Source organism: Bradyrhizobium sp. BR14999, from assembly GCF_056106085.1.
This window is the reverse complement of the sequence record NZ_CM148536.1, coordinates 6,360,978-6,382,323: the sequence shown is the minus strand read 5'-3', so window position 1 is coordinate 6,382,323 and position 21,346 is coordinate 6,360,978. Positions and strand designations below refer to the sequence as shown.

Genomic DNA, 21,346 nt, shown 5'->3' with positions numbered 1-21,346 from the left:
AGTAACAATGGCTGATTTCCTTTCGAAGCTCGCGCGCGACGCCGGTCAGAGAGAACCTCGGGCAAGGCGCAGTGCTGCCGCAAGGCTGCAATCCAGGTCAGAGCCGGGCGCCACAAAAGTAAACAGTTCTGCGAAGGAGCTCGCCGCCGAAGGACCGGCGAGCAGGCAGACGGAGCCGCCGCGCGAGGTCGAGCAGCCAGCGCCAGCCGTCGACCTTGCAGATGCCGCGCGCACCCTCAAGGGCCTCGGTCTGTTCGACGAGGATTTCTACGCCGCGAGTTATCCGGACGTGATCGCGGTCGGCGCCGATCCGTTCGAGCATTTCTTTCTCTATGGCTACAGGGAAGGTCGTAAGCCAAATCCGATCTTCGACCCGATCTGGTACGTCACAACCTATCCCGATGTGCAGGACGCGGAGGCGCATCCGTTCCTGCACTATGCGACGGTCGGCGAGCGCGATGGGCGGCGGCCAAGCCCCTATTTTCAGCCGGCCTGGTATCGGGAGAAGTACGGCATTCCGGAAGGTGAGAGCCCGCTCGCACACTATCTGAAGAACCGCCTGGGCCCCTTCAGCCCGATCCCGGAATTTGACGCGCAATATTATCGTCAGACCTATCAGGACGTCGCAGCGGCCGGCGTCGATCCGTTCGAGCACTTCATCTTTCATGGCTATAAGGAAGGGCGCAACCCGTCGGCAGAGTTCGACACCAAGTTCTACATTCAGCGCTACTTCAGGGGTAAGACGGACCAGAATCCGCTTCTGCACTATCTCGAGCATCGCCACGAGGATGGCATCTATCCGTCACCTCCGGAGAACGAAGCCACGATTCCAGCCGAGATCAAGCGGTTCACCCGTCCGAGCTCGCTGTTCGAGGAACTGCGTCCATTGCCGGCCGGCGCAAAACCGCGCGCCAAGGTGCTGGCCTACTATCTGACGCAGTTTCACGCTTTCCCTGAGAACGACAAATGGTGGGGCACCGGCTTCACCGAGTGGACGAACATCGCGCGCGGCATACCTCGATTCAAGGATCACTACCAGCCGCGGATTCCGCGCGACCTGGGTTTCTACTCGCTCGCCGACATCGAAACCATGCGCAAGCAGGCGAAGTTCGCCAAGGCGGCGGGCATCCACGGTTTCGTCTATTACTACTACTGGTTCAACGGCAGGCGCCTCTTGGAAAAGCCGCTGGAGCAATTCCTGAAGACGCGCGATATCAACATGCCGTTCTGCCTGATGTGGGCCAACGAGAACTGGACGCGGCGGTGGGACGGCATGGAGGGCGAGGTCCTGATTTCGCAGGACTACCTGTCCGACGATGACGAGCGCCTGTTGTCGGACTTCAATCGGCACTTCAAGGACAAACGCTACATCCGTGTCCAGGGCCGTCCGCTCCTGATGATCTATCGGCCGCGCCTCATTCCGGACACGGCAAACGTCATCGCGCGCTGGCGCGCGATCTTCGCGAAGAAATTCAACGAAGATCCGATCATCATCATGAGCCAGAGTTTTGATGATTACGATCCAACTGTTAACGGCATGGACGGCGCGATCGAATTTCCGCCGCACAAGCTTACCAAATACGTGCCGCTGGTGAACTCCGAAGCCAAGATCCTGGACGATACTTATGCGGGGCAGATCTACAGTTACGACGACGTCGCCAAATATTCGCTTGACGAGCCGCGTCCGAATTTTCCGCTGATCAAGACGGTGGTGCCGAGCTGGGACAACGATGCGCGCCGGCAAGGCTCGGGCCTCGTGATCCAGGGCTCGACCCCGCAGAAATACGAGGCGTGGTTGTCGGCGCTGGTCGAGCAAGCGCAGACCCACACCTTTTTCGGTGAATCGTTCGTCTGTATCAACGCCTGGAACGAATGGTGCGAGGGCGCGTATCTCGAGCCCGATCTCCACTTCGGTTCGGCTTACCTGAATGCCACCGCGCGCGCGGCCACTGGTCTGACCCGCGACCTGTCAGTGCCCAAGATTCTGCTGGTTGGACATGATGCGTTCCCCAGCGGCGCGCAGCATCTCTTGCTGAACATCGGCAAGACGCTGCGCAGCGGCTTCAATATCGAGATCGACTTTCTGCTGCTTCAGGGCGGAGCAATGGAAGCCGAATACGCCTCGGTCGCGCCGCTCACCGTACTCAAGCAGGCTTCCGAGATCCCTGCGACCCTACGACATTTTCGAGAAAAGGGCTTTACAGCGGCGATCGCCAACACGGCCGCGAGCGGTCGCGCCGCAAAATTCCTCGTCGAAATGGGCTTTCGGACCGTTTCCCTGGTCCACGAATTGCCGCGGATCCTGCACGAGAAGCACCTGGAAGAGCTCGCGCGGGCGGCGATTGGGAGTGCGCATCGTGTGGTGTTCGCCTCGGATTTCGTGCGCGACAAGCTCGTCGAAGCGCTTGGGCTTGATGGGACCGATGAGCGTTTCCTCATTCGCGCGCAGGGCAGTTACAAGCAGATCGAGCCGGCGCCGACGGAAGCCGGGCTCGTTCGCAAGGAATTTGGCGTTGCGGCTGCCGACAAGATGGTGCTCGGCGTCGGCTATGCCGACCTGCGAAAAGGCTTTGATCTGTTTCTGCAAGTCTGGAACTTGGTGCGACGACACAATGAAAATGTCCATTTTTGCTGGGCCGGCGGCATCGATCCAAGCCTCCAGGAATGGCTGGGGCCGGAGATCAAGCGTGCTGAGGCCACGGGCCACTTTCATCTCGCCGGTTATCGTTCGGACATGCAGGGCCTCTATTCCGCGTCCGACGTTTACGCGCTGACCTCGCGCGAGGATCCGTTTCCGACGGTGGCGCTGGAGGCGCTCAGCGTCGGCGTGCCCGTCGTTGCGTTCCAGGACTCTGGCGGTATCCCGGGCTTCCTTCTCAAGGAGAACGTCGGTCGCGTAGTACCCTATTGCGATGTGCCGGCGATGGCGCAGGCCGTGGAGAACCTTCTGCGCTCGACGCCATCGGACGCCGAGCGTACTCGCATGACGGAAATCATTCAGACCAAGTTCGCATTTGCGGACTATGTCCGCGATCTCTGGCGGCTTGCCGTTCCGTCACTACCCACCGTGTCGGTTGCGGTGCCGAACTACAACTACGCGCACTGCCTGCCGGAGCGGCTTTACACCATTTTCGACCAGAACCATCCGGTCGAGGAGGTCATCGTGCTCGATGACTGCTCGTCCGACGACAGCATTTCCGTCATCGTGAAGCTTGCCGATCAGCGCCAGCGCGATCTGACGCTCGTGATCAACGAACAGAATTCCGGCTCGGTGTTCGCGCAATGGGCCAAGGCTGCAGAGATGGCGAAGGGAGAGTTCCTTTGGATCGCTGAGGCCGACGATCTCTCGGAGCCGACCTTCATCTCGAGCCTGCTGGCGCTGATGAGCGGTGACCCCGACATCGCGTTCGGCTTCACCGACTCCAAATCCATCGATGCCGATGGCGCCCATCTCTATGCGAGCTATAAGCCTTATTACGCTACAATAGAGCCAGGCGCATTGTCGCGGACCGAGGTGTTCGATGGTCGCGATTTCGTGGCCCGCTACCTCGGCGTCCGGAATACGATCCTGAATGTCAGCTCGGTCCTGTGGCGCCGAGAGGCGTTGTTGCGCGCGCTCAATGCCTGCCATGACCGTCTTAGTGAATTCCGGATGGCTGGCGATTGGCTGCTCTATCTCAAGGCCCTTGAGGTTCAGGGCGCGAAAATCGCCTATATCGCGGATCCACTCAACGTTCACCGCCGCCATGCGGCGAGCGTCACCCATTCGTTGAAAGCGCAAAAGCACATCGAAGAGATCGACGCCATACACCGTCTGGCTCGGGAGCGGATCGGCTTTGGCGAGCGGGAACTCGGAGCCCAGGCCTCCTATCTCCAGGAAGTGTCGGCGCAATTGCTGGCAACAGCCGCCGACGCTGAGAAGCCGAAGCGGACAGCAAAAGCTGCGTCGCGCGCTGCGGGCGAAAGGTGATCGTGGTGACTGCAACTAATGGGCGTTTTGGGGTGACTTGATGTTTGTACCTTCTGCTGAATCGTTGATGAGCGCGTTAAACCTCGACAAATCCGCTTTGGATGGTTCCGGCCATGTCAACGTGCCGGCAGGCTTGCTCAAGCTGTTGTTACAGATCGCCATAGCCGCTGCCGAGTTCGACGGGGACGGTTATTTGCGGGAGAATCCCGACGTCGCAAAAGCGGTTTCTCGTGGGGAGGTCGAGAGTGCACACTTGCACTACATAGGCTTCGGCTACTTTGAGGGCCGCCGTGGAGGAGGGCCAGCCGTGGATGCCGAATGGTATCTCGGCAAATATCCCGACGTCGCGGCAGCCGTAAGGGATGGTCGAGTAAAATCTGCGGAAGCACACTTTCTTTCAATTGGTGGCGGCGAAGGGCGATCGCCGGCGGCTGACTACGAGGGAGAGGCGGCGCAATGGAAATCAGCGATCAGGGGAAGGTAGGATGAAGATACGGTGACGATCCTTGTTGTGGCCGCAAAGTTATTTGGATGATGGTGGTCAAGAGCAATATGGGTGGGAATAAGCGCGCTACAGATTGGTTTAGGATCGATATCGCCTCCGGAGGAGCACAGTGAAAATTTTTCTGCTTGGAGCAACGCCGAGCTTTTCTGCGGAAGTTGGCGAAGATCCGATGTCAAAATTGGCGAAGACCGGAGGTAATACCGGGAACCAGTTGATTGCGCGCGGGCTGCTTGATCGTATCGTCTACGACGACCTCTCGTGGGATCACAGTATCGACCCCAGGGAAGTGCATGAGCGCTTCGACATGATTGCCGTTGCGGCGGCCAACTTTCTGTTTCCACAATTCGATTTGGGCGGCATGGCGCAATACATCGAGCGCGCCGACTTGCCGGTGGCGGTAGTTGGTCTCGGAGCTCAATCAAACAACTACGATCCGAACATAAGCTTGATGCCTGGCACCGAGCGGTTCGTAAAAGTTATTGCCGAAAGAGCCGTCAGCATCGGCGTTCGCGGCCCCTACACCCAAGAAGTTCTCGCGCTTCGCGGTGTGCACAATGTGACTGTGACCGGATGCCCTTCCTACTACATGGGAGGACCTCACGGCATGAACATCCCTCGGCGGCCGTTTGAAGAGGTCAAGCGCCTTTCCATCAACGCGTCGCGAGACGTCGTCGGTCATTCGTTCGACAAGGAAAGGATGCTCCGGCTCGTGCGCGAAATCTACGGCACGGGAATAGTCTGGAAAGCGGATTTCGTTGCTCAAAGCGAGCAGGCCGAAATCAGGTTGGCAGACAAGCAGGCTCGGAATTCTGAAGAAGCGTTGAAGGAAATTTCAACATTCTTGGCGAACGTCGCCCCCGAGGTCGACGTGCGGAAGTGGGCGGCCGATCACGTGCGGGTCTTTTTCGACGTGGATGACTGGCTCGATACCGTTCAGAACTATGATTTCGTGTTCGGGAGTCGCTTTCACGGCTGCATGGCCGCTCTACAACGCGGCGTTCCTGCTCTTGTCATCTGTCACGATACAAGGACCGAGGATATGTGTCGGTTCCTGGGTATGCCATTCGTCTCCATCGTTGATCTTGATAAAATTGATGTGGCGCAACTCTATAGTCGTGTTGGGCTCGGCAGTCTCGCGCGACGCTATCAAGGGCTCTATCCAGCATACACGCGATTTCTCTCGGCTAACAAACTCATCGTCAGGAACTGACCGTCTCTAGCCTCAGATCCCGGGACTGCAGCGGGCATGTAAGCGCGTCCAGAGTGACCGATGCACTGATCACTCATTCCGGCATCAAGTACAAATCAGTAAAGCCTTATCGTGGTCCCTTATGGTTGAACGGGATCTCCAGACTGAGATACCAAAATGGTGTCATGGCAATGATGCCGTGCGGTGCCATTGCGGTTGATCCGTCGTTCCAGATCGAACAGCCGGTCATAAGCGGAAAGCGTGTGCTTGCAGTGACGAGTGACCGCTTCCTTGCCGGGTACATCGACGCGTTACCCAATATTTTTCAAGTTGTTGCTATCGTACGATCTGATTTGTAAGGCCGAGGCTGATCGCGGGTGCCGTCGTTGGACCTGGAGCGCGTGTGATGTTTAGTTCTCTCCCGCGCGACAAGCCTTCAGAACCTCGCTCGCGGTTCTCAACATTGAGGCGGACGGATCACCCAAGGTCGGGGCCAGTGCTCCACCTTCGCTGTATTCATTCCAGGAATAGATCAGCGCAATCTGATAGGGGCATCGATCCGGATGGTTCGACATGAAGCGCGACGCCTGTCGGCAGGCGAAAGAGAACTCGCTAGGGGTTGCGATCGCGACATGCGCACTCTTGTCGATGCGCGTGTAATCCCGTTTGTCATAAGCGGGAGGGGTCTCCTTTCGCGGTCGCGAATCCCAGCCGACCATGACGGTCGGCACCACACTGCCCGAGGTGTGGGCCAACTCATGTTCCCAATATTGTTCTACGTGTCGTTGGAGCTCGGGATAAGTGCCAGACCTGTTTGGCCCGAAATTTATCCCATATGCCGAAACGGCATCGGCGCCTATCTGCTTTCGGATCGTTTCAGCTGTAGCAGGTGGTGTGTGCAGAAGTACGATGTAGGGAGTTCTACCACCCGAAGAAGTCGCCTGATTTCGCAGGTGAGACAGCGATTTCCCGAGTTCGGCGAGCGAACCATTCCAGTATGAGGGCAATAGGGCATCGAGGTAGTAGAGGAACAGAAGCGGTCTGCCGTCTTGCGTTCTCTGGTAGTTGTGGTCCGAAAAGAGACCGTGAATGCGCTTTGTCGCTTCGTCGAATCCGTTAGCGCGACCTAGCGTGTCCAAGGTCGCTATCAGACAATAGTTCATCTGATCGGCAATGCCGCTTCGACGATGGTACTTCAGCCCCTGCATCATCGAGTGCGCGAGGTCCAGTTTACCATCGCTGCCGTACGCTAGATATGCCCAATAGCCGAGACCGGCCGCATGAGCGACCCGTATCTCTTGGTCGAACGAGGCCTCGGTAGCGTTGAATTGCAACGTTTTGGAATCAGTCAGACGGCTATGGAGCGGCGCACGAAACTGCCAGCGTTGGGGACTCAGAGCTTTTTCTTCTTCATAACAGGGCTCCCCCCTCGTGTCGCAGTATTGTGCGTCCCACCTTATGGCTCCGAAGATAGGGCATCGAGTTCTTGCGTAACTGCGGGTGGGAAGCAGAAGGCTGGCGAGAAACGCTCGCAGAAGAGTCCGACGCGTTGATATGTACGAGATGGCTGACATCTACTGTTACGACCAGATAGGTGGGGCCATTCATTTGCCTCGGAGGACATCCACGCAGCTGCTGATCGTTCCAGAACAAGCTGCACACGACTCGTAGACGTGAGGGACAAGAACTCGCGCCACGGGAGTTTGTTCCACGCTTGGAGGCATGCGCGGTTCCCGTTTCAGGTCATGATGCTCTCCGTTCGGACTGCGAACGCAAGACAGACTGAAGTTTGTTGGTTGCATGGCGCCTGATATCGATGTCATCCATTGGTATGACGCGGACAAATCGCTCCGCAATCTCTGTCAGGAGAATATCCGGCTTGAACTCGTCGACCAATTTCCAGTCGATGGCGGCCGACCAGACAAACATCACGACATCGACGGTCTCGGCAAACATTCCGGTGAGCATATGAGGCCGATACTCAAAAAAGGAATCACCGAACACGAGCATCCGCACTTTCGCCAGAGGGTGTCTTTCATTGCGATATTCGACGATCGATCCGACGTGCAGTAACAGATCGTTCGGCACTTGGGCGGTTTCACGCGCGGTCACGATATCGTTGGCCTCGACCCGGGATGCTCCGATGCCAAAACGTCCGAACCGGATCGTCTCGGACCGTTTTGGCGTCAACTTAGAGCCGAGATCCCAGCTACCCTCGCGGGCTGGTGCGTTCCGCATGATCAGATCTGCCTTTTGCGGTATCACCATGTAAGAGCACAGCATCTGATAGGCGCTGAAACAGCCCTCCACCGTCCAATGAGTATCGGTCCGATGGAATACTTCGTAGTTGCCTGCCTGCTTTCTGAGATACTTGGTTAGCGGCACCAAGATCCCGCGCAACTCGGCATCATCGCTTTCTTCCAGGATTTCGGCTGGAAATCTCATTTGAGCTGTGACGGCGAGTGCCTTCGTCCTGAGAATCGAGAGTTTGTCCGGAACAAAACAATGAAGATATTTGATTCCTCTATCCGTAGCAGCTCTCTTTCTGCTGGTCAGGAGAGCTTTCCATGCAGAACAGATCAATTGGAGATTGTGGTCGGATTCGGAGAAAAGACGTGCGACGTCGTTGCTGCCACCGACCAGGAAGAGATGGCCGTCGTCTCCCTCGAAAACGTCTTTTGAGAGCTGCGGCACCACGCTCTACTTTCGTCTCAGTGCTATGCAATCTTGGGCTAACTGTCCGTGATCAGCATAGTCGATGACAGCGAATAGATTGGAGAACTTATCGGAGAGATATCTGTCCGTTACGAAGCATTCTGCAAACTCACTGCGTGCCACTGAGTCCGAGGGCAGCCAAAAGAAATTGCCGGACCTGACTTCCGCTATTGCGGTGTCGATCGCGTCATGGGGAAGCCGCTTCAGAATGAGATCTATCCAGAAGTGTATCTCTTGACCATTGATCTTTTTTCGGTGTGCTTCCTTCAGGTCCTCCAAGAACCGAATGCCGAGAGTCGTTATGAAGCAAATGCCACCTGGTCTGAGAATGCGGGCAATTTCGGAAATCCACCGATCAAAATAGTGCTGGTTAAAGTGTGAAAAAGTCGACCACGTGACGAAGTGGGTCGCAAATCCGTCACGGAACGGGAGCGGTGGCAACGGATCGGTTTTGACGAAGCTGATATAGCTGTTCGCCTTGCGCGCTTCGACGATGAAGTCGAACGGTTCAATCGCGTAGATGTTCGCCGCGGGCACATCCTTCATAAAAGCGCGCGCGATGCGGCCCCAGCCGGTTCCAAAGTCGATCAGGATGCTGTCCTTGGAGAGGGAGGCGCCGTTGGCGTTCAAGACGCCGACGCAGTGCTCGCGAAAGCTGAGCGCACCTCTGATCGCCATCTCATTCGAGTTTCCCTGCAGATGGCGCTGCAGGTCCGCTGACGGAAATGAGGGGAAGGCGATGCCCCGTATCGAAGGCTCTCTGATGCTCCTGACCAGATCGGACCGCCATTCCTGGTCGGTAAGAGGCGCATAGGTCTCATATATCTTGTTGATCTCGGTGTTGTGCATCTCGTCCTCGATTGAGAAAACGCCGGGTTTTGAGGCAGAATGCCGCCTCTTTCAGACCTACTGGGCGAGTCCGACCCGCTTGGTCTGATATCCGCGCTCCAGGATCGCCTGCCACCACGGCTGTTGATCGACGTACCAGTGCACGGTCTTCCGGATGCCGGTCTCGAAAGTCTCCTCCGCGCGCCAGCCGAGATCGCGTTCGAGCTTCGAGGCGTCGATCGCGTAGCGGCGATCGTGGCCGGGGCGGTCGGCGACGAAGGTGATGAGATCGCGGCGCCGCCCGCTTTGACTCGGACTAATCTCGTCGAGGAGATCGCAGATACTTTCAACCACATGGAGATTGGTGCGCTCGTTTCGGCCGCCGATATTATAGGTCTCGCCGACGGCTGCGTGCTCGAGCACGAGTGTGAGGGCTTTGGCGTGATCCTCGACATAGAGCCAATCTCGAACATTTTTTCCGTCGCCGTAGACGGGAAGCTGCTCTCCGGCCAGGCCCTTGATGATCATGTGCGGGATCAGCTTTTCAGGGAAGTGATAGGGGCCGTAATTGTTCGAGCAGTTGGTCAGGAGCGTCGGCAGCTCGTAGGTCTCATGCCAGGCGCGCACCAAATGGTCGGATGAAGCTTTGCTTGCGGAGTAGGGTGAATTGGGCGAGTAGGGCGTGGCTTCCGTGAAGAAGCCCTCCTCGCCAAGCGAGCCGAACACTTCGTCCGTGGAGATATGCTGGAAGCGGAACCGCGCCCGCTTGTCCGGAGATAGCGTCCTCCAGTAGCGTAGGGTCTCCTGGAGCAGTGTGAACGTCCCCACGATATTGGTCTGCATGAATTCGCCGGGGCCGTCGATCGAGCGGTCGACGTGGCTCTCTGCGGCAAGATTCAACACAGCGTCGGGCTGATAGTGCTCGAACAGCCGGCGCAGTCCCGGGGCGTCGCAGATGCATTGCTTCTCGAAGGCGTAGTGGAGGTTTTCGGTCGCGCCGGGGAGGGAATCGAGGTTTGCGGCGTAGGTGAGCTTGTCGATGTTGACGACGCGTGCGTGGCTGTTGCGCAGGAGGTAGCGCACGACCGCGGAACCGATGAAGCCGGCCCCGCCCGTCACGAAGATGGTCAACCCCTTCAAACGCATGATCAATCAACTCCGTGCGGCAAATTAGGCCGCTCTGTGCGCGCGTGCGACGGACTGTAGATATTCGCCGTAGCTGCTCTTTGCGGTCTTCGCGGCCACCCGGTCGAACGCTTCAACCGTGATGTAGCCCTGTCGCAACGCGATTTCCTCGGGGCAGGCGATGCGCAGGCCCTGGCGTTGCTCGAGGATCTGGACGAAATGGCTGGCTTCGACAAGCGAGGAGTGCGTACCGGTGTCGAGCCAGGCAAAGCCGCGACCGAGCACGTCGACATAGAGATCGCCCCGCTCCATATAGGCCTTGTTGACGTCCGTAATCTCGATCTCGCCGCGTGCCGATGGCTTGATCCGCGCGGCGATGTCGACGACGTCGTTGTCGTAGAAATAGAGCCCGGTGACCGCGACGTTGGACTTCGGCTGCTTCGGCTTCTCCTCGATCGAAAGCGCGCGACCGGCCTGGTCGAGCTCGACCACGCCATATTGCTCAGGCGTGTTGACGACATAACCAAAGATGGTGGCGCCCTTATTGCGCAGGGATGCCTTTGTTAACATTCCTGGCAGGCTGTGCCCGTAGAAAATGTTATCTCCTAACACTAGGGCCACCGGATCGTCGCCGATAAAGTCACGCCCGACGATGAATGCGTCAGCCAACCCCCGCGGCGTCTCCTGCGTGGCGTAGGAAAAATGTAGGCCGATTTCGCTGCCATCACCGAGCAACCGCTCAAAGAGCGCCTTGTCCTGGGGCGTGGAAATGACCAGAATTTCCCTGATTCCGCCGAGCATTAGCGTCGAGAGCGGATAGTAGATCATGGGTTTGTCGAAGACCGGCAGAAGTTGCTTCGAGACGACGGTCGTCACGGGATAGAGGCGAGAGCCGGTGCCGCCTGCGAGAATGATGCCTTTCATTGCTCCTCACAGTTTACTTATCACAACCATAACATATAATGTGAAGAGTACAAGTTAGTGACGACGCCGAAACACCGGTGTCGGTCGGCAAAAATTCGCAGTGCTACGAAAATGAATGTGATCCGGACCGAGCTTCCTGAAGTGCTCATCATCGAGCCCAAGTTCTTCGGCGACGACCGTGGCTTCTTCGTCGAGAGCTATCAATTCACTCGTTACATCACATACGGCATCACGCGGCCCTTCGTGCAGGACAACATGTCCCGTTCGCGCTGCGGCGTGCTGCGGGGTCTGCATCTGCAAAATCCCGTTACCCAGGGCAAATTGGTCGCCGTGCTACGGGGCAAGGTGCTCGACGTCGCCGTCGACATCCGCGTCGGGAGCCCGAATTTCGGACGTCACGTTGCCGTCGAGTTGAGCGAGCAGAACCGGCGGCAGCTATGGGTTCCGCGGGGATTCGCGCACGGTTTCCTGGTGCTCTCAGAGACCGCGGACTTTTTCTACAAATGCGATGATTTCTATAGTCCGGAGAACGAGGTTTCGATCCGCTGGGACGACCCGGCGATCGGTATCAACTGGGGTATCGAAAAGCCGTCGCTCTCGGCCAAGGACGCGGACGCGCCGCTGCTTGCGGACATCAAAAACCTTCCATTGTATGGGCAAGTCTGATGCGGATACTGTTGACGGGAACCGGCGGGCAGGTCGGAGGTGCATTGCAACCAGTCCTGGCTCGACTCGGCACAATCATCGCGCCTAACCTCAATGATTTCGATCTGTCGAAGCCTGACAAACTCGTCGGGGCGCTCGACACGTTCCAGCCGGATCTCATCATCAACCCCGCGGCCTATACCGCCGTGGACCGCGCGGAGGACGAGCGCGAGCTCGCATTCCGCATCAATGCCGGGGGACCCGAGGTGATCGCCAAATGGGCTGCGAAACGTCGCGTACCGCTGGTGCATTTTTCCACAGACTACGTCTTCGACGGCTCCGGGAAGGCGCCATGGCACGAGGATAGTCAAACGGGGCCGTTGTCGGTCTACGGCGCAAGCAAGCTCGCCGGTGACACCGCCATTTGCGCAGCAGGCGGTCCGCATCTGATTGCACGTACCTCTTGGGTCTACGCCGCCAAGGGCGCCAACTTCCTACGCACGATCGCGCGGCTTGCGGCAGAGCGCAAAGAGCTGCGCATCGTTGCTGATCAGATCGGCGCGCCGACCACTGCGAGGACGATCGCCAACGCCATTGCAGATATCGTGCTGCCAAATTTGTCGAACCTTAATGAGCTCTTTGCGCGCAAAGGCGGCGTCGTCAATCTCGTCTGCGCCGGCGAGACCAGTTGGCATGGCTTTGCGAGCGCGATCGTCGCCGGCCTGAGGTCGCGCGGCCTAAGACTCGAGGTTGAAAGCGTCATTCCGATCGCCACGGCCGATTTCCCGACCAAGGCGATACGGCCCGGCAATTCACGGCTCGACCTGTCGCGCCTGAAGAAACAGTTTGGAGTGACCATGCCGAATTGGCAGGAGGCGTTATCGGTCGAGCTCGACGATTTCGTTGCCTTGCAAGAAAAAGCAGCACGCGCCGAGCCGGCGCGCCAGCTCCAGCAGCGAGTTTATTCGTGACTGAACGGCGGATCGAGCGAAGGGGGCGCGCGGCGGCCTGAAGGACGATGAGGCGCCGCCTCAGAACCCCAACGGCACGTCGCGCGCCGGTTTGAGATGATTGTAGCGAGGGGCGCGTGGCCCGGGCGGCCAGGCGAGGGCGCTGTAGGGAATCCCGTCGCGCGAGAGCTGCGGATTGTAGGTAGGGTCCTCGTTGAGCCATTCACCCCAGCGCGCCCGAAGCAGATTAAGTTCATGCTCGAACCGGCTGCGCCGGTCGGCGCGATCATCCCGCCCGCGGCTGGCTGATTCGGCGTGAACCAACTTCGCATGCGGCGTGAAAACGATACGCTTGCCCGCTTGGCGCAACCGTAAGCAATAGTCGACGTCGTTGAAGGCGACCGCGAAGCGCAACTCGTCCATCCCGCCGACGGCAAGATAGTCGCTGCGTCTGGTTGCGAGGCAGGCCGCAGTCACGGCGCTGCATTGGTGCGCGACAAGGAGCTGGTCGAGAAACCCGGGATCATCACCGAATCTGTCGGTAAAGGCGTGAGTCGCCGCGAAATTCATTCCCAGGACGACACCGCCATGCTGAACGACGCCGCCAGGCCAAGTCAGGAGCGCGCCGACCGCACCGACATCAGGCTCGGCGAGCCGCGTGAGCATCTCCTCGAGCCAGTCTTCGGAACTCGCCTCGATGTCGTTGTTGAGGAGACAGAGCACGTCACTGTCGAGTGTTGCTGCGGCTTGATTGTTCAGCCTCGCGAAATTGAAGGGACCTTCGACCCGCAAAGTCCGCACGCCGCGTCTCGCCAAGCCTGCAAGATAGGCGATCGTCTTGGGGTCGGCACTGTCATTGTCGACGACGAGAATATCTGCGCGGCAGCACTCGACCGCCGGCGAGATGCTGTCGATACAGGTGCGCAAGAGCGGGAGACGATCTCGGGTCGGGATGACCACTGTCACGCGCTGGCGCGGAATCGCTCGACCAATTCGAACCGCAGGAAAGAGGTTAACTTGTTGCGGGGTGACATCGGCACTGACGGCACGTGCGTCGAGGTGCATTTGGCTCGCCGCGGCAAGCTGATGGCTGGCATACGTTCGATCGAGTTTAGGAAGCGTCGCCAGTGCTCCCGGCAGATGAAGGATGTTGTCCTCACGTGGACCAGCGTGATCGAGCAGGCAGTTGAAGAGGCGGTAAAGATTGTCGGGACGGGCCTCAAGGCCGGCGAGCAGGGCGTCTCGTCGAACAGCAAACAGATGCGCACAATAGCCTTGCTCCAGCATCCTTTCGTAGTCGAATGCAGGAAAGGCCAGCGGCCAGAGCCGGCCATCCTCGGCGAGAAAATCGAGGTCGCCGTACAGGGCGATCGCATCCGGATAGGCGTCGAATGCTGCGGCAATGCGGGCCAGAGCATTCGGCTCGACCACCACACCCGCCATCGCGATGACGATGTGATGTGAATCGGAGGCGGCGCCGTCCAGAAACTCCAACAGAGCGTCGCTGTCGACGGAGAGTAGCTCCCCGTCAATGACGCCTGCCGTCCAGCTTTCGTGGGTCTGGGTCTGCAGCGCGGCAAGCGTTTGCTCTGCGCCGGGGGCGCCGGCGACGACGACCGCGAGCGAAAGGGCACTTACTCGCGGGATCGGCAGCGGGAAGCGGTCGCGCCAATTCACGTAGTCGGAGAACGGAAGCGAGGCGGGAATCAGTTGATCATACAGCTGGCCGCGCAGGCGCTCGGCACCGTAGCCGCCGAGCGCGTCGATCATTCCGGCAAGGCCGTCGGGAAAGGCGACAAAGACGGCCGTCGCTGGAATTGGCTCACCGTCCTCCCTGCGCAACGAAACGCGGTGAACGCGGCCGTCGGCAAAGCGTTGCGGGACGTGGAAATCAAAAGCGCGCGCATTCCGGTGTGCCGCAGCTTCGCCAACATGCGTCCAGGCGGTTGCATTAACCTGGGCGACGGCCTCTCCGTCGACGATTGCCTCCAGAAAGAGCGCGGAGTCGCTATCGATCCAACCCTGGAAATGCAGCCCGCCGAGCCAGCGCAACTGGCACGTCTTGCGCAGATCGGCGCGATTTGCGTACTCGCTCTCCAAATCGACCGGTTGGCCGACAGGCGTGCCGAGATTGGCGAGGCGGGCCTCGAGGGTGCGTGCGGCGCGCAGCAGATCGGGCTCAATCGTGATCGCGAATCCGCAACTCGCCTGATGCGCTTGTTCAGCAAGCTCCGGAACGAAGGCGTCGGCATAGGTTGTGCTGAACACGAGGCCGTCGAGCAAAATCTCGACGCTATAGCGGCGCTCCGGCGCCTGCGCGTCGTAGACGAAGCCGGACAACGTGCCATCGCGCGCGAGCTCAAGCCGGCTGACGAGCTTTGGTCTGATCGACAATTCGGATGGGTGGCGAGAGAGACGCGACATACTCAGGACCGCGCGACCCAGTCGACCACGAGATCGGCAAGCGCTGCCGCGTTCACAATGGCAGAAATGGCGAGGTCGCCTTTGCGGGGCTTCAGCGCACCGCCGGACCAGTCGCGGTAGGCGACTGGCCTTGTCGCCTGTCTGGCGGTCTCGACGAGAGGATGGCCGAAGACGGGCTGCTCAAAATCGGTGAGGATCCAGCCCGGATTATGCGGTCTCAGGACATCGCCAAGTTCGTCCGCGGCAATCGCGCCCGTGACGAAGATATTGGGCCGTGACATCAGGCGATCATCGCCGCAGGTCGCCCCGGCAACGACGATCGGTAGCGATGGTTCGCGCCGCCACAGACGATCGGCCAATGTGTTTATCATACGCAGGGATGCGAGCGTTGGCGTCGAGGGAACGATTACAAGGGACTTGTCATTGGCGGAGATTGGCGGCAGTGTCATGAAACATGTGGGCCAGTCATGCAGCAGGATCTTGCGATCGGGCCACCTGCTTTGTGCATAGGCCTTTGCCATTTTGCTGGGAACGAAAAGTGGAGTTGTGCCGGAGGGCAGGGAAGCAATCTCGCCAATGCTCTCCGATATCAGCCAGCGATCGATCGGAACATCGAGGCACCGGATCAGCTCGATGAGCCGCGGCGGCGGGTTTGGCTCAAGGATCTCGACACGCGTTGGGGATAGCCGCCTCAGGATGTCGCCAGCGCTGGCGAGATTTGCCTCTGTGTCGAGCCTCAAACACGTGGTTTGCGGCAAACCTCCGTCGGCAGCTCGGAGGTGAAGCACATTGTCGTCCCGCGAGAGCAGGACCGTGCGCTCGCCATGCAGGCGCAGATGGCGTATCAGCGCGTCGGTCACGGCAGGGCAGGTCCGCGCTCCCGCGAGAACTAGTACCGATGGCTCAGCGGGCCATGGCAGCGCACGCTCGAGCGCAGCGCGCGCCGGCCGTAAAGGATCGGCGATTTCAAAGGCGCGGCATTCCTCCCGGTAGTTCGGGAATCGCTGGTCCAAAAAGTTAAGATTGCGAAGCACGAGACCGCGCTTCTCCTCTTGAAAAGATTTCGAGCCGTGATGTCCGACATAGACCGACGGCGCGCAAACATTCCGGAAGCCGTTGGTCCGCGCGCGGAGGCAGAGATCGATGTCTTCGAGATAACCGCGATCGAAATTGTCCGAGAGCTTGCCCACACTGTCGAGGCAGGCCCGTGTAACATAGAGGCAGAATCCGATGCCGCTTGCGACATCGATCGCTTTCCCCGCATTAGCTGCGCTGGCGACGCGGTCGATTGCGACAATCTCGTCATAGCGCGGCATCGGATTAACGTCGTTCGGCGTTGGAAATGAAAAGATGTCGCCGTTGTTGGAAAGTGGTGTGACGGTTCCGATGTTTGGCGCCGAATATGCCACGTTGGCTAGCCGATCGACGAAGCCGGGCGGAACGAGCGTGTCGGAGTTGAGCAGTACTACGTCGCCCCTCTGGATCTCGTTCAGCGCCCGATTGATCGCGCCGACAAAGCCGAGATTGACCGGGTTTACGAGGAGACGAATCTTGCCTGCCGCCGCAAGCTCGCTCAGATGGGGCCGCAGCTCCACTTCCGGACTGGCATCGTCGATGGCGAGAACCTGAAAGGCGTCCTTACCAGTCCTTCGTTGACGCCTTGCCTTGTCGAGGCTCTCGAAGCATTCGATCGTTGCCCGCGCATCCCCATAGACGGGGACAATAACGGTCGGCAGGTCGACGTTCGGTCCGATTCTGATGGAAGAATCGCGAGCGGCTCGGAGGTTCATCGTCGAGGTGAGGTTGGGCGCCACGCGTCGAACCTGGACGACGTCTTCGCCGCATCTCAGCGTCACGATTTGAGCTGTAGTGGACGGTGGCCGCCGAACCAAGAAGGTTGTTGCCTGCACATCTGCGCTCGCCAGGGGGTGAAACGGATTGGATTCGAGAATGCTCGTCAGCGTGCCGTCTTCGGTTGCAAGGCTAACTTCGACGGAAAGGGCGTTGGTCCAGGCGACCCAGCCCGTCACGTGATTGTCGAACACAGAGCAGGCCGCCCAGTGGCGGCCCCCGGCACGCCGCAGCTCCGCGATGGCAGCTCGAAGGATGGCCGGATTGCCTTCGCGGCGTATTAGTTGAGCGGCTGCGGCCAGTCGTCGTTCGTCGACAGCCCACGCCAGCATCCGGCGGTTGGCGCCGACATCGTAAGGATCGACAAGAAGCGCCCGCGCAAGATCGGACAGCGCAGCTTCGTTAAGTCCAAGCCTCCAAGCGGCTTCGGCGCGGAGAACGAAGCAGTGAGCTGCTGGTGGAGGCGAAACTCGAATGCGTCGATCGGCGTATTTGAGCGCCGTCGCGAACTCCTGCGTGGTCAACGCCTCGGCTGCGAGGCGTTCGAGCGCGATATGCGCGTGAGGCCCGACAAGGAAGGAAACATCGGGAATCTTGCGATGGTGGTCCGACCCAGCCGATCGCTCACCCACGCTACGCGGCTCCATTTTCGGATTGCCCTAGCCGATGGAGCTCTCTTGGCGCGCCCGGCTGCGGAAGACGCGGACCCGGCTGGAGCCGACCGGTTTTCGTGACGGTTTTGCGGGAACGACGACATTGTCTGGGGCTGCTAACCGGTTGACGCCGATGCGAATGCCAACCAGAGGCTCGCGGCTGGTCGGCCCCGACAGAACGACGCGTTTTCCGATGGCGCGCAAGGTCGGCGCGTTCAAGAACGTCGCTTCCGCCACGAACTCGAATCCCCCGGCGCCACTGATTTCCAGCACGACGCCTGTAATCGGCAAGGCTCGTCCACGCGTGCCGGCATAGGTCCCGAGCGACACCATTTTGCCGCTCCCCGCCTGGCTAATGGGGAATTGGACCGCATAGCGAATATCGAGACCCGCCGGCTTCTCCGGCCATTCAAGGGCAATTCCTTCGATGCGCGATGGGGCCGTTGGACCTGCAATCCAAGCATTAGACGCGACGACAACATCGCCGCGACCTGCGACGTGGCCGAGGATCTTAAGACCGTCCATTGCAACATTTGCGTGCATGACCACGCTCTCATTTTGCGCGCCGAGCGGCGCTCGGCCGGATTGAATCGGTTCGATACGAACCATGGCCGCGCGCGATCCCCCGGGTCGCATCGGCTGAACCTGAATCTGCAACGTGCCGGGTGTGTTGACCCGGACCATCAGGCCCGAATTCGGCTCCCAAAGCGTCGGCTCCGTTGCGTCGGGATGCATGATGAGCTCCATGCGCCCTTCATGTCCCTGCGTCGGTACAACCGTCACGTGCGGCGGCGAAGCGAGATCGTCCGCACTCTTGTAGCTCACGAAGAAGAGTCCCCGATCGAGACTTACGACCTTCTGCTGCTCAACATCATCCATCATTGCCCCCAATCAGATTCGATGAACCAAAGATTGTTTCTTCTCGCTTGACGATCTTGCGTGAGCGTCGCTCTGACGAACCGGTCCGCAAACAAGACGGCTTAAGGAACGCTTCTCAAGCGAACGGCAGGACGCCAATCCGGCGGCAATAGAGATCGGCGTATGTATTCGGTTTCTGCGCTGAGCAGCTCCGCGATTTGACGGAGCCTTTCATTCTCGTCTCTCAGCAGCGCGATGGTATTCGCGATATCATCGACCCCGATCAAGTCAGGATGCCAGCTGCACAACTCACGGTCGAAAGGGGGGTGTTTAATCGTCATCGGATGGCTCACCGCGCGCTTGGACTTGGGCCTCTAAGACTAAAGCAATCATCAAAAACTCGCGTGGCGAGAACAAAACCCAAAGTGGCATACGTTTGGACTTAATCGCTCTAATTTGGGGCAGGAAAATGTCAGGCATATCGAAAGCTTCGAGGCGAAGAGATACTTCAGCAGTTTAATCATCGGGAACTTGTGGACGAGTGACACAGTCGTGTCATGACGGATTGGTTTGAGTCTGTTCAATCAGATGGCGCCTTTGCTCACGAAGCGAGCAAGACGAGAACAGATAAATCTTGAACTCAATTGCCTGTTGGAATCTGCGTGCTTCGCTGTCGCCAACTCTTGCTATAGATATCTCCCATGCTTGCATTCATTCCCGATTGATTGCATGCCACGAGGGGCTGGGCCGAGAGCGGCGTCGATGAAGATCCTAATCGTTCACAACAATTTCCCGGCACAGTATCGCAACATTGCGGCTGCTTTGGCCAAGGAGCCTGGCTTCGAGGTCGTAGCCGTCGGTGCATCGACTGCAAGATCGATGCCGTCCGTACGATTGATCAAATACGCGCTTCCTGACGCTGACGTTTCAGGAACGCATCCATTTGCACGGCGCTTCGATGTCGAGTGCCGGCGTGCCGAACAGGTGCTGTACAGTCTTTCGAGTCTAGCGACGTCTGGATTCAAGCCGGATCTGATTCTCGCCCATCCCGGGTGGGGCGAGACGCTGCCGTTGCGTACGATGTTTCCCAAGGCACGTTTGCTGATCTATTGCGAATTTTTTTACGGGGCCGATGGGCGTGACATCGGATTTGATCCGGAATTTCCAATGCCTGGGCTCGATGGTCACATCGGGCTCCAGTTGAAAAATGCGACGACCCTGCTCGCGCTTGAGGATTGCGAGATGGGCATCTCGCCAACGAAATGGCAGCAATCGACGTTTCCCGCACATTACCAGGGCAAGATCGACGTAATTCACGAGGGCGTCGACACGGCGCGCATGCGGCCGAATCAGCAGGCGCGCCTGCTGCTGCCGAATGGACAGCACGTCCGACCGTCCGACGAGGTCGTGACGTTTGTCGCGCGCAATCTCGAGCCGCTTAGGGGCTACCATATCTTCATGCGCGCGCTGCCTGAGATCTTGAGACGGCGGCCGAACGCACAGATCGTCATCATCGGCAGGGATGGCGTATCCTACGGACTTCCGCCCCCGGCGGGCACAAACTGGAAGTCGATCTTCCTTGACGAGATGCGCGATCGCCTGGACCTGTCGCGTGTTCATTTCATGGGAGGAGTCTCGTACCAGACCTTCATTGCAGCCCTTCAGGTATCATCGGCGCACGTCTATTTTACATACCCCTTCGTGCTGTCTTGGTCGATGCTGGAGGCGATGAGCACTGGCTGCCTCGTCATCGGTTCTGACACGTCGCCGGTGCGCGAAGTCATCAATTCGGGCGAAAATGGCCTGCTGGTCCCATTCTTCGCAGTTAACGAGCTTGCCGGGCGGGTCGTCGAAGTGCTCGAGCAGCCGGCAAAATTTTCCGTGCTCCGCGAAAGCGCCCGCCGCTATGTTGTCGATAATTACGACGCGGAGCAGGTCTGCGTGCCCCGAATGCGCCGCCTTATAGATCTGAGGGGAAAGGCCGCGTCATCACCGCGCGTATTCTGGCCAGCGCGTCCGGTTTCTGAGTGGCGGACCAAGAGCGCCAAGCGAGCGTCGCGCAACATGCCGGCAGGTCGCCAACTGTGATGCAGTCGATGTCGTTCTTAATCCGTTGTCAAGTTGCCGATCAGGACGCGCCTGGCGAAAGTGAGCCATCGCTCGAAGAGGCGGCGGAGGGGGCGAGCATCTGGTTGCCTGTCACGTCACCTGACAAGGGCGATCGCGCAATCTCCGCGAGAATTCTTGCCCCATGCTGACAGTTCTCGCCGAGCTGGAACGTTGAAGAGCGTATCGCAGCTCCGACATGTATGACGAAATGAGGCAACGCACTCTCGACTTGAACCTATGGCGATATCGCTCGCTTCTTGAAGGTTGCTCATGTTGCCTCTGTTTTGCTCAGCTTAGCCCGAGTTAGCCCATGATGGATTGGAGCGAGAGCTCAAGCGTTTCAATCGGTTGAAGGGTGGCGTGCGCACGACGTGTGCACCGGTTCCGGCGAGCCGCATGAGTCCGGACTAGGCGCGTTTCGGATCATCGCGCCGATCAGTTCCGAACCTGACTTTATGATCCAAACCGGACGGATCTGGGCGGCGGCGGTAACTGACCAGTTATTTCGAGCCCGGCCGCGCTTCTTCTAACAGCCATGCTGATCTCCCGCCGTCATAAATCCGTAATTTTCAGGCACCGAAGCTTGGCGCCGTCTCCCGA

General features: G+C 58.9%; 15 protein-coding genes. 7 read left to right on the top strand and 8 right to left on the bottom strand.

What is annotated here, in order from left to right; genetic code table 11:
- The first annotated feature begins 7 nt into the window (after positions 1 to 7).
- The 4 genes from ACR9YP_RS29940 to ACR9YP_RS29925 all read left to right on the top strand — a co-directional run bounded on the left by ACR9YP_RS29940 (position 8) and on the right by ACR9YP_RS29925 (position 6,023).
- A complete protein-coding gene (locus ACR9YP_RS29940; RefSeq protein WP_474217735.1) occupies positions 8 to 3,970 on the top strand; it encodes a glycoside hydrolase family 99-like domain-containing protein in 3,963 nt (1,320 codons plus the stop codon).
- A 40-nt stretch (positions 3,971 to 4,010) separates the two neighbouring features.
- The gene (locus ACR9YP_RS29935) at positions 4,011 to 4,454 is read left to right on the top strand and encodes a hypothetical protein (RefSeq protein ID WP_438109390.1); all 444 of its coding nucleotides are present in this window, start codon (positions 4,011 to 4,013) and stop codon (positions 4,452 to 4,454) included.
- 130 nt (positions 4,455 to 4,584) lie between these two features.
- Complete coding sequence (locus tag ACR9YP_RS29930; protein ID WP_474217734.1) at positions 4,585 to 5,685, top strand: polysaccharide pyruvyl transferase family protein; 1,101 nt, start codon at positions 4,585 to 4,587, stop codon at positions 5,683 to 5,685.
- Between the two features lie 53 nt (positions 5,686 to 5,738).
- Positions 5,739 to 6,023 carry a hypothetical protein gene (locus ACR9YP_RS29925; protein ID WP_438109388.1) on the top strand — a complete coding sequence of 95 codons (285 nt, stop codon included), beginning with the start codon at positions 5,739 to 5,741 and terminating at the stop codon, positions 6,021 to 6,023.
- Positions 6,024 to 6,074: 51 nt separating this feature from the next.
- Here ACR9YP_RS29925 and ACR9YP_RS29920 read toward each other — a convergent pair whose 3' ends face one another.
- From ACR9YP_RS29920 to rfbA, 5 genes are all read right to left on the bottom strand, one after another.
- The gene (locus tag ACR9YP_RS29920) at positions 6,075 to 6,998 is read right to left on the bottom strand and encodes a glycoside hydrolase family 71/99 protein (RefSeq protein ID WP_438109387.1); all 924 of its coding nucleotides are present in this window, start codon (positions 6,996 to 6,998) and stop codon (positions 6,075 to 6,077) included.
- A 409-nt stretch (positions 6,999 to 7,407) separates the two neighbouring features.
- The gene (locus ACR9YP_RS29915) at positions 7,408 to 8,361 is read right to left on the bottom strand and encodes an alginate O-acetyltransferase AlgX-related protein (protein ID WP_438109386.1); all 954 of its coding nucleotides are present in this window, start codon (positions 8,359 to 8,361) and stop codon (positions 7,408 to 7,410) included.
- A gap of 3 nt (positions 8,362 to 8,364) precedes the next feature.
- The gene (locus tag ACR9YP_RS29910) at positions 8,365 to 9,228 is read right to left on the bottom strand and encodes a class I SAM-dependent methyltransferase (protein ID WP_438109385.1); all 864 of its coding nucleotides are present in this window, start codon (positions 9,226 to 9,228) and stop codon (positions 8,365 to 8,367) included.
- 57 nt (positions 9,229 to 9,285) lie between these two features.
- Positions 9,286 to 10,353 carry a dTDP-glucose 4,6-dehydratase gene (gene rfbB / locus ACR9YP_RS29905; protein WP_438109384.1) on the bottom strand — a complete coding sequence of 356 codons (1,068 nt, stop codon included), beginning with the start codon at positions 10,351 to 10,353 and terminating at the stop codon, positions 9,286 to 9,288.
- A 24-nt stretch (positions 10,354 to 10,377) separates the two neighbouring features.
- Positions 10,378 to 11,256 carry a glucose-1-phosphate thymidylyltransferase RfbA gene (gene rfbA / locus ACR9YP_RS29900; protein WP_474217733.1) on the bottom strand — a complete coding sequence of 293 codons (879 nt, stop codon included), beginning with the start codon at positions 11,254 to 11,256 and terminating at the stop codon, positions 10,378 to 10,380.
- A 111-nt stretch (positions 11,257 to 11,367) separates the two neighbouring features.
- Between rfbA and rfbC the strand changes: the two genes are divergently transcribed.
- Together rfbC and rfbD are read left to right on the top strand one after the other, a co-directional pair.
- Entirely contained in the window at positions 11,368 to 11,922 is a 555-nt protein-coding gene (gene rfbC / locus ACR9YP_RS29895; RefSeq protein WP_438109383.1) for a dTDP-4-dehydrorhamnose 3,5-epimerase, read from the top strand.
- Positions 11,922 to 12,872 carry a dTDP-4-dehydrorhamnose reductase gene (gene rfbD, locus ACR9YP_RS29890; protein WP_474217732.1) on the top strand — a complete coding sequence of 317 codons (951 nt, stop codon included), beginning with the start codon at positions 11,922 to 11,924 and terminating at the stop codon, positions 12,870 to 12,872. The genes rfbC and rfbD overlap by 1 nt, the downstream gene beginning before the upstream one ends.
- Before the next feature lie 60 nt (positions 12,873 to 12,932).
- On the opposite strand, the gene ACR9YP_RS29885 is transcribed toward rfbD, so the two are convergent.
- The 3 genes from ACR9YP_RS29885 to ACR9YP_RS29875 form a co-directional block, all read right to left on the bottom strand.
- The gene (locus tag ACR9YP_RS29885; protein ID WP_474217731.1) at positions 12,933 to 15,191 is read right to left on the bottom strand and encodes a glycosyltransferase family 2 protein; all 2,259 of its coding nucleotides are present in this window, start codon (positions 15,189 to 15,191) and stop codon (positions 12,933 to 12,935) included.
- 86 nt (positions 15,192 to 15,277) lie between these two features.
- Positions 15,278 to 17,773, bottom strand: a complete 2,496-nt coding sequence (locus ACR9YP_RS29880) for a glycosyltransferase (RefSeq protein ID WP_474217730.1) — start codon at positions 17,771 to 17,773, stop codon at positions 15,278 to 15,280.
- Positions 17,774 to 17,785: 12 nt separating this feature from the next.
- Positions 17,786 to 18,661: a hypothetical protein gene (locus tag ACR9YP_RS29875; protein WP_474217729.1), complete on the bottom strand. Its 876-nt coding sequence runs from the start codon at positions 18,659 to 18,661 to the stop codon at positions 17,786 to 17,788.
- Between the two features lie 738 nt (positions 18,662 to 19,399).
- On the opposite strand from ACR9YP_RS29875, the gene ACR9YP_RS29870 reads away from it, so the two are divergent.
- Positions 19,400 to 20,725, top strand: coding sequence for a glycosyltransferase family 4 protein (locus tag ACR9YP_RS29870; protein WP_438109376.1), 1,326 nt, complete (start codon positions 19,400 to 19,402; stop codon positions 20,723 to 20,725).
- The last annotated feature ends 621 nt before the right edge of the window (positions 20,726 to 21,346 follow it).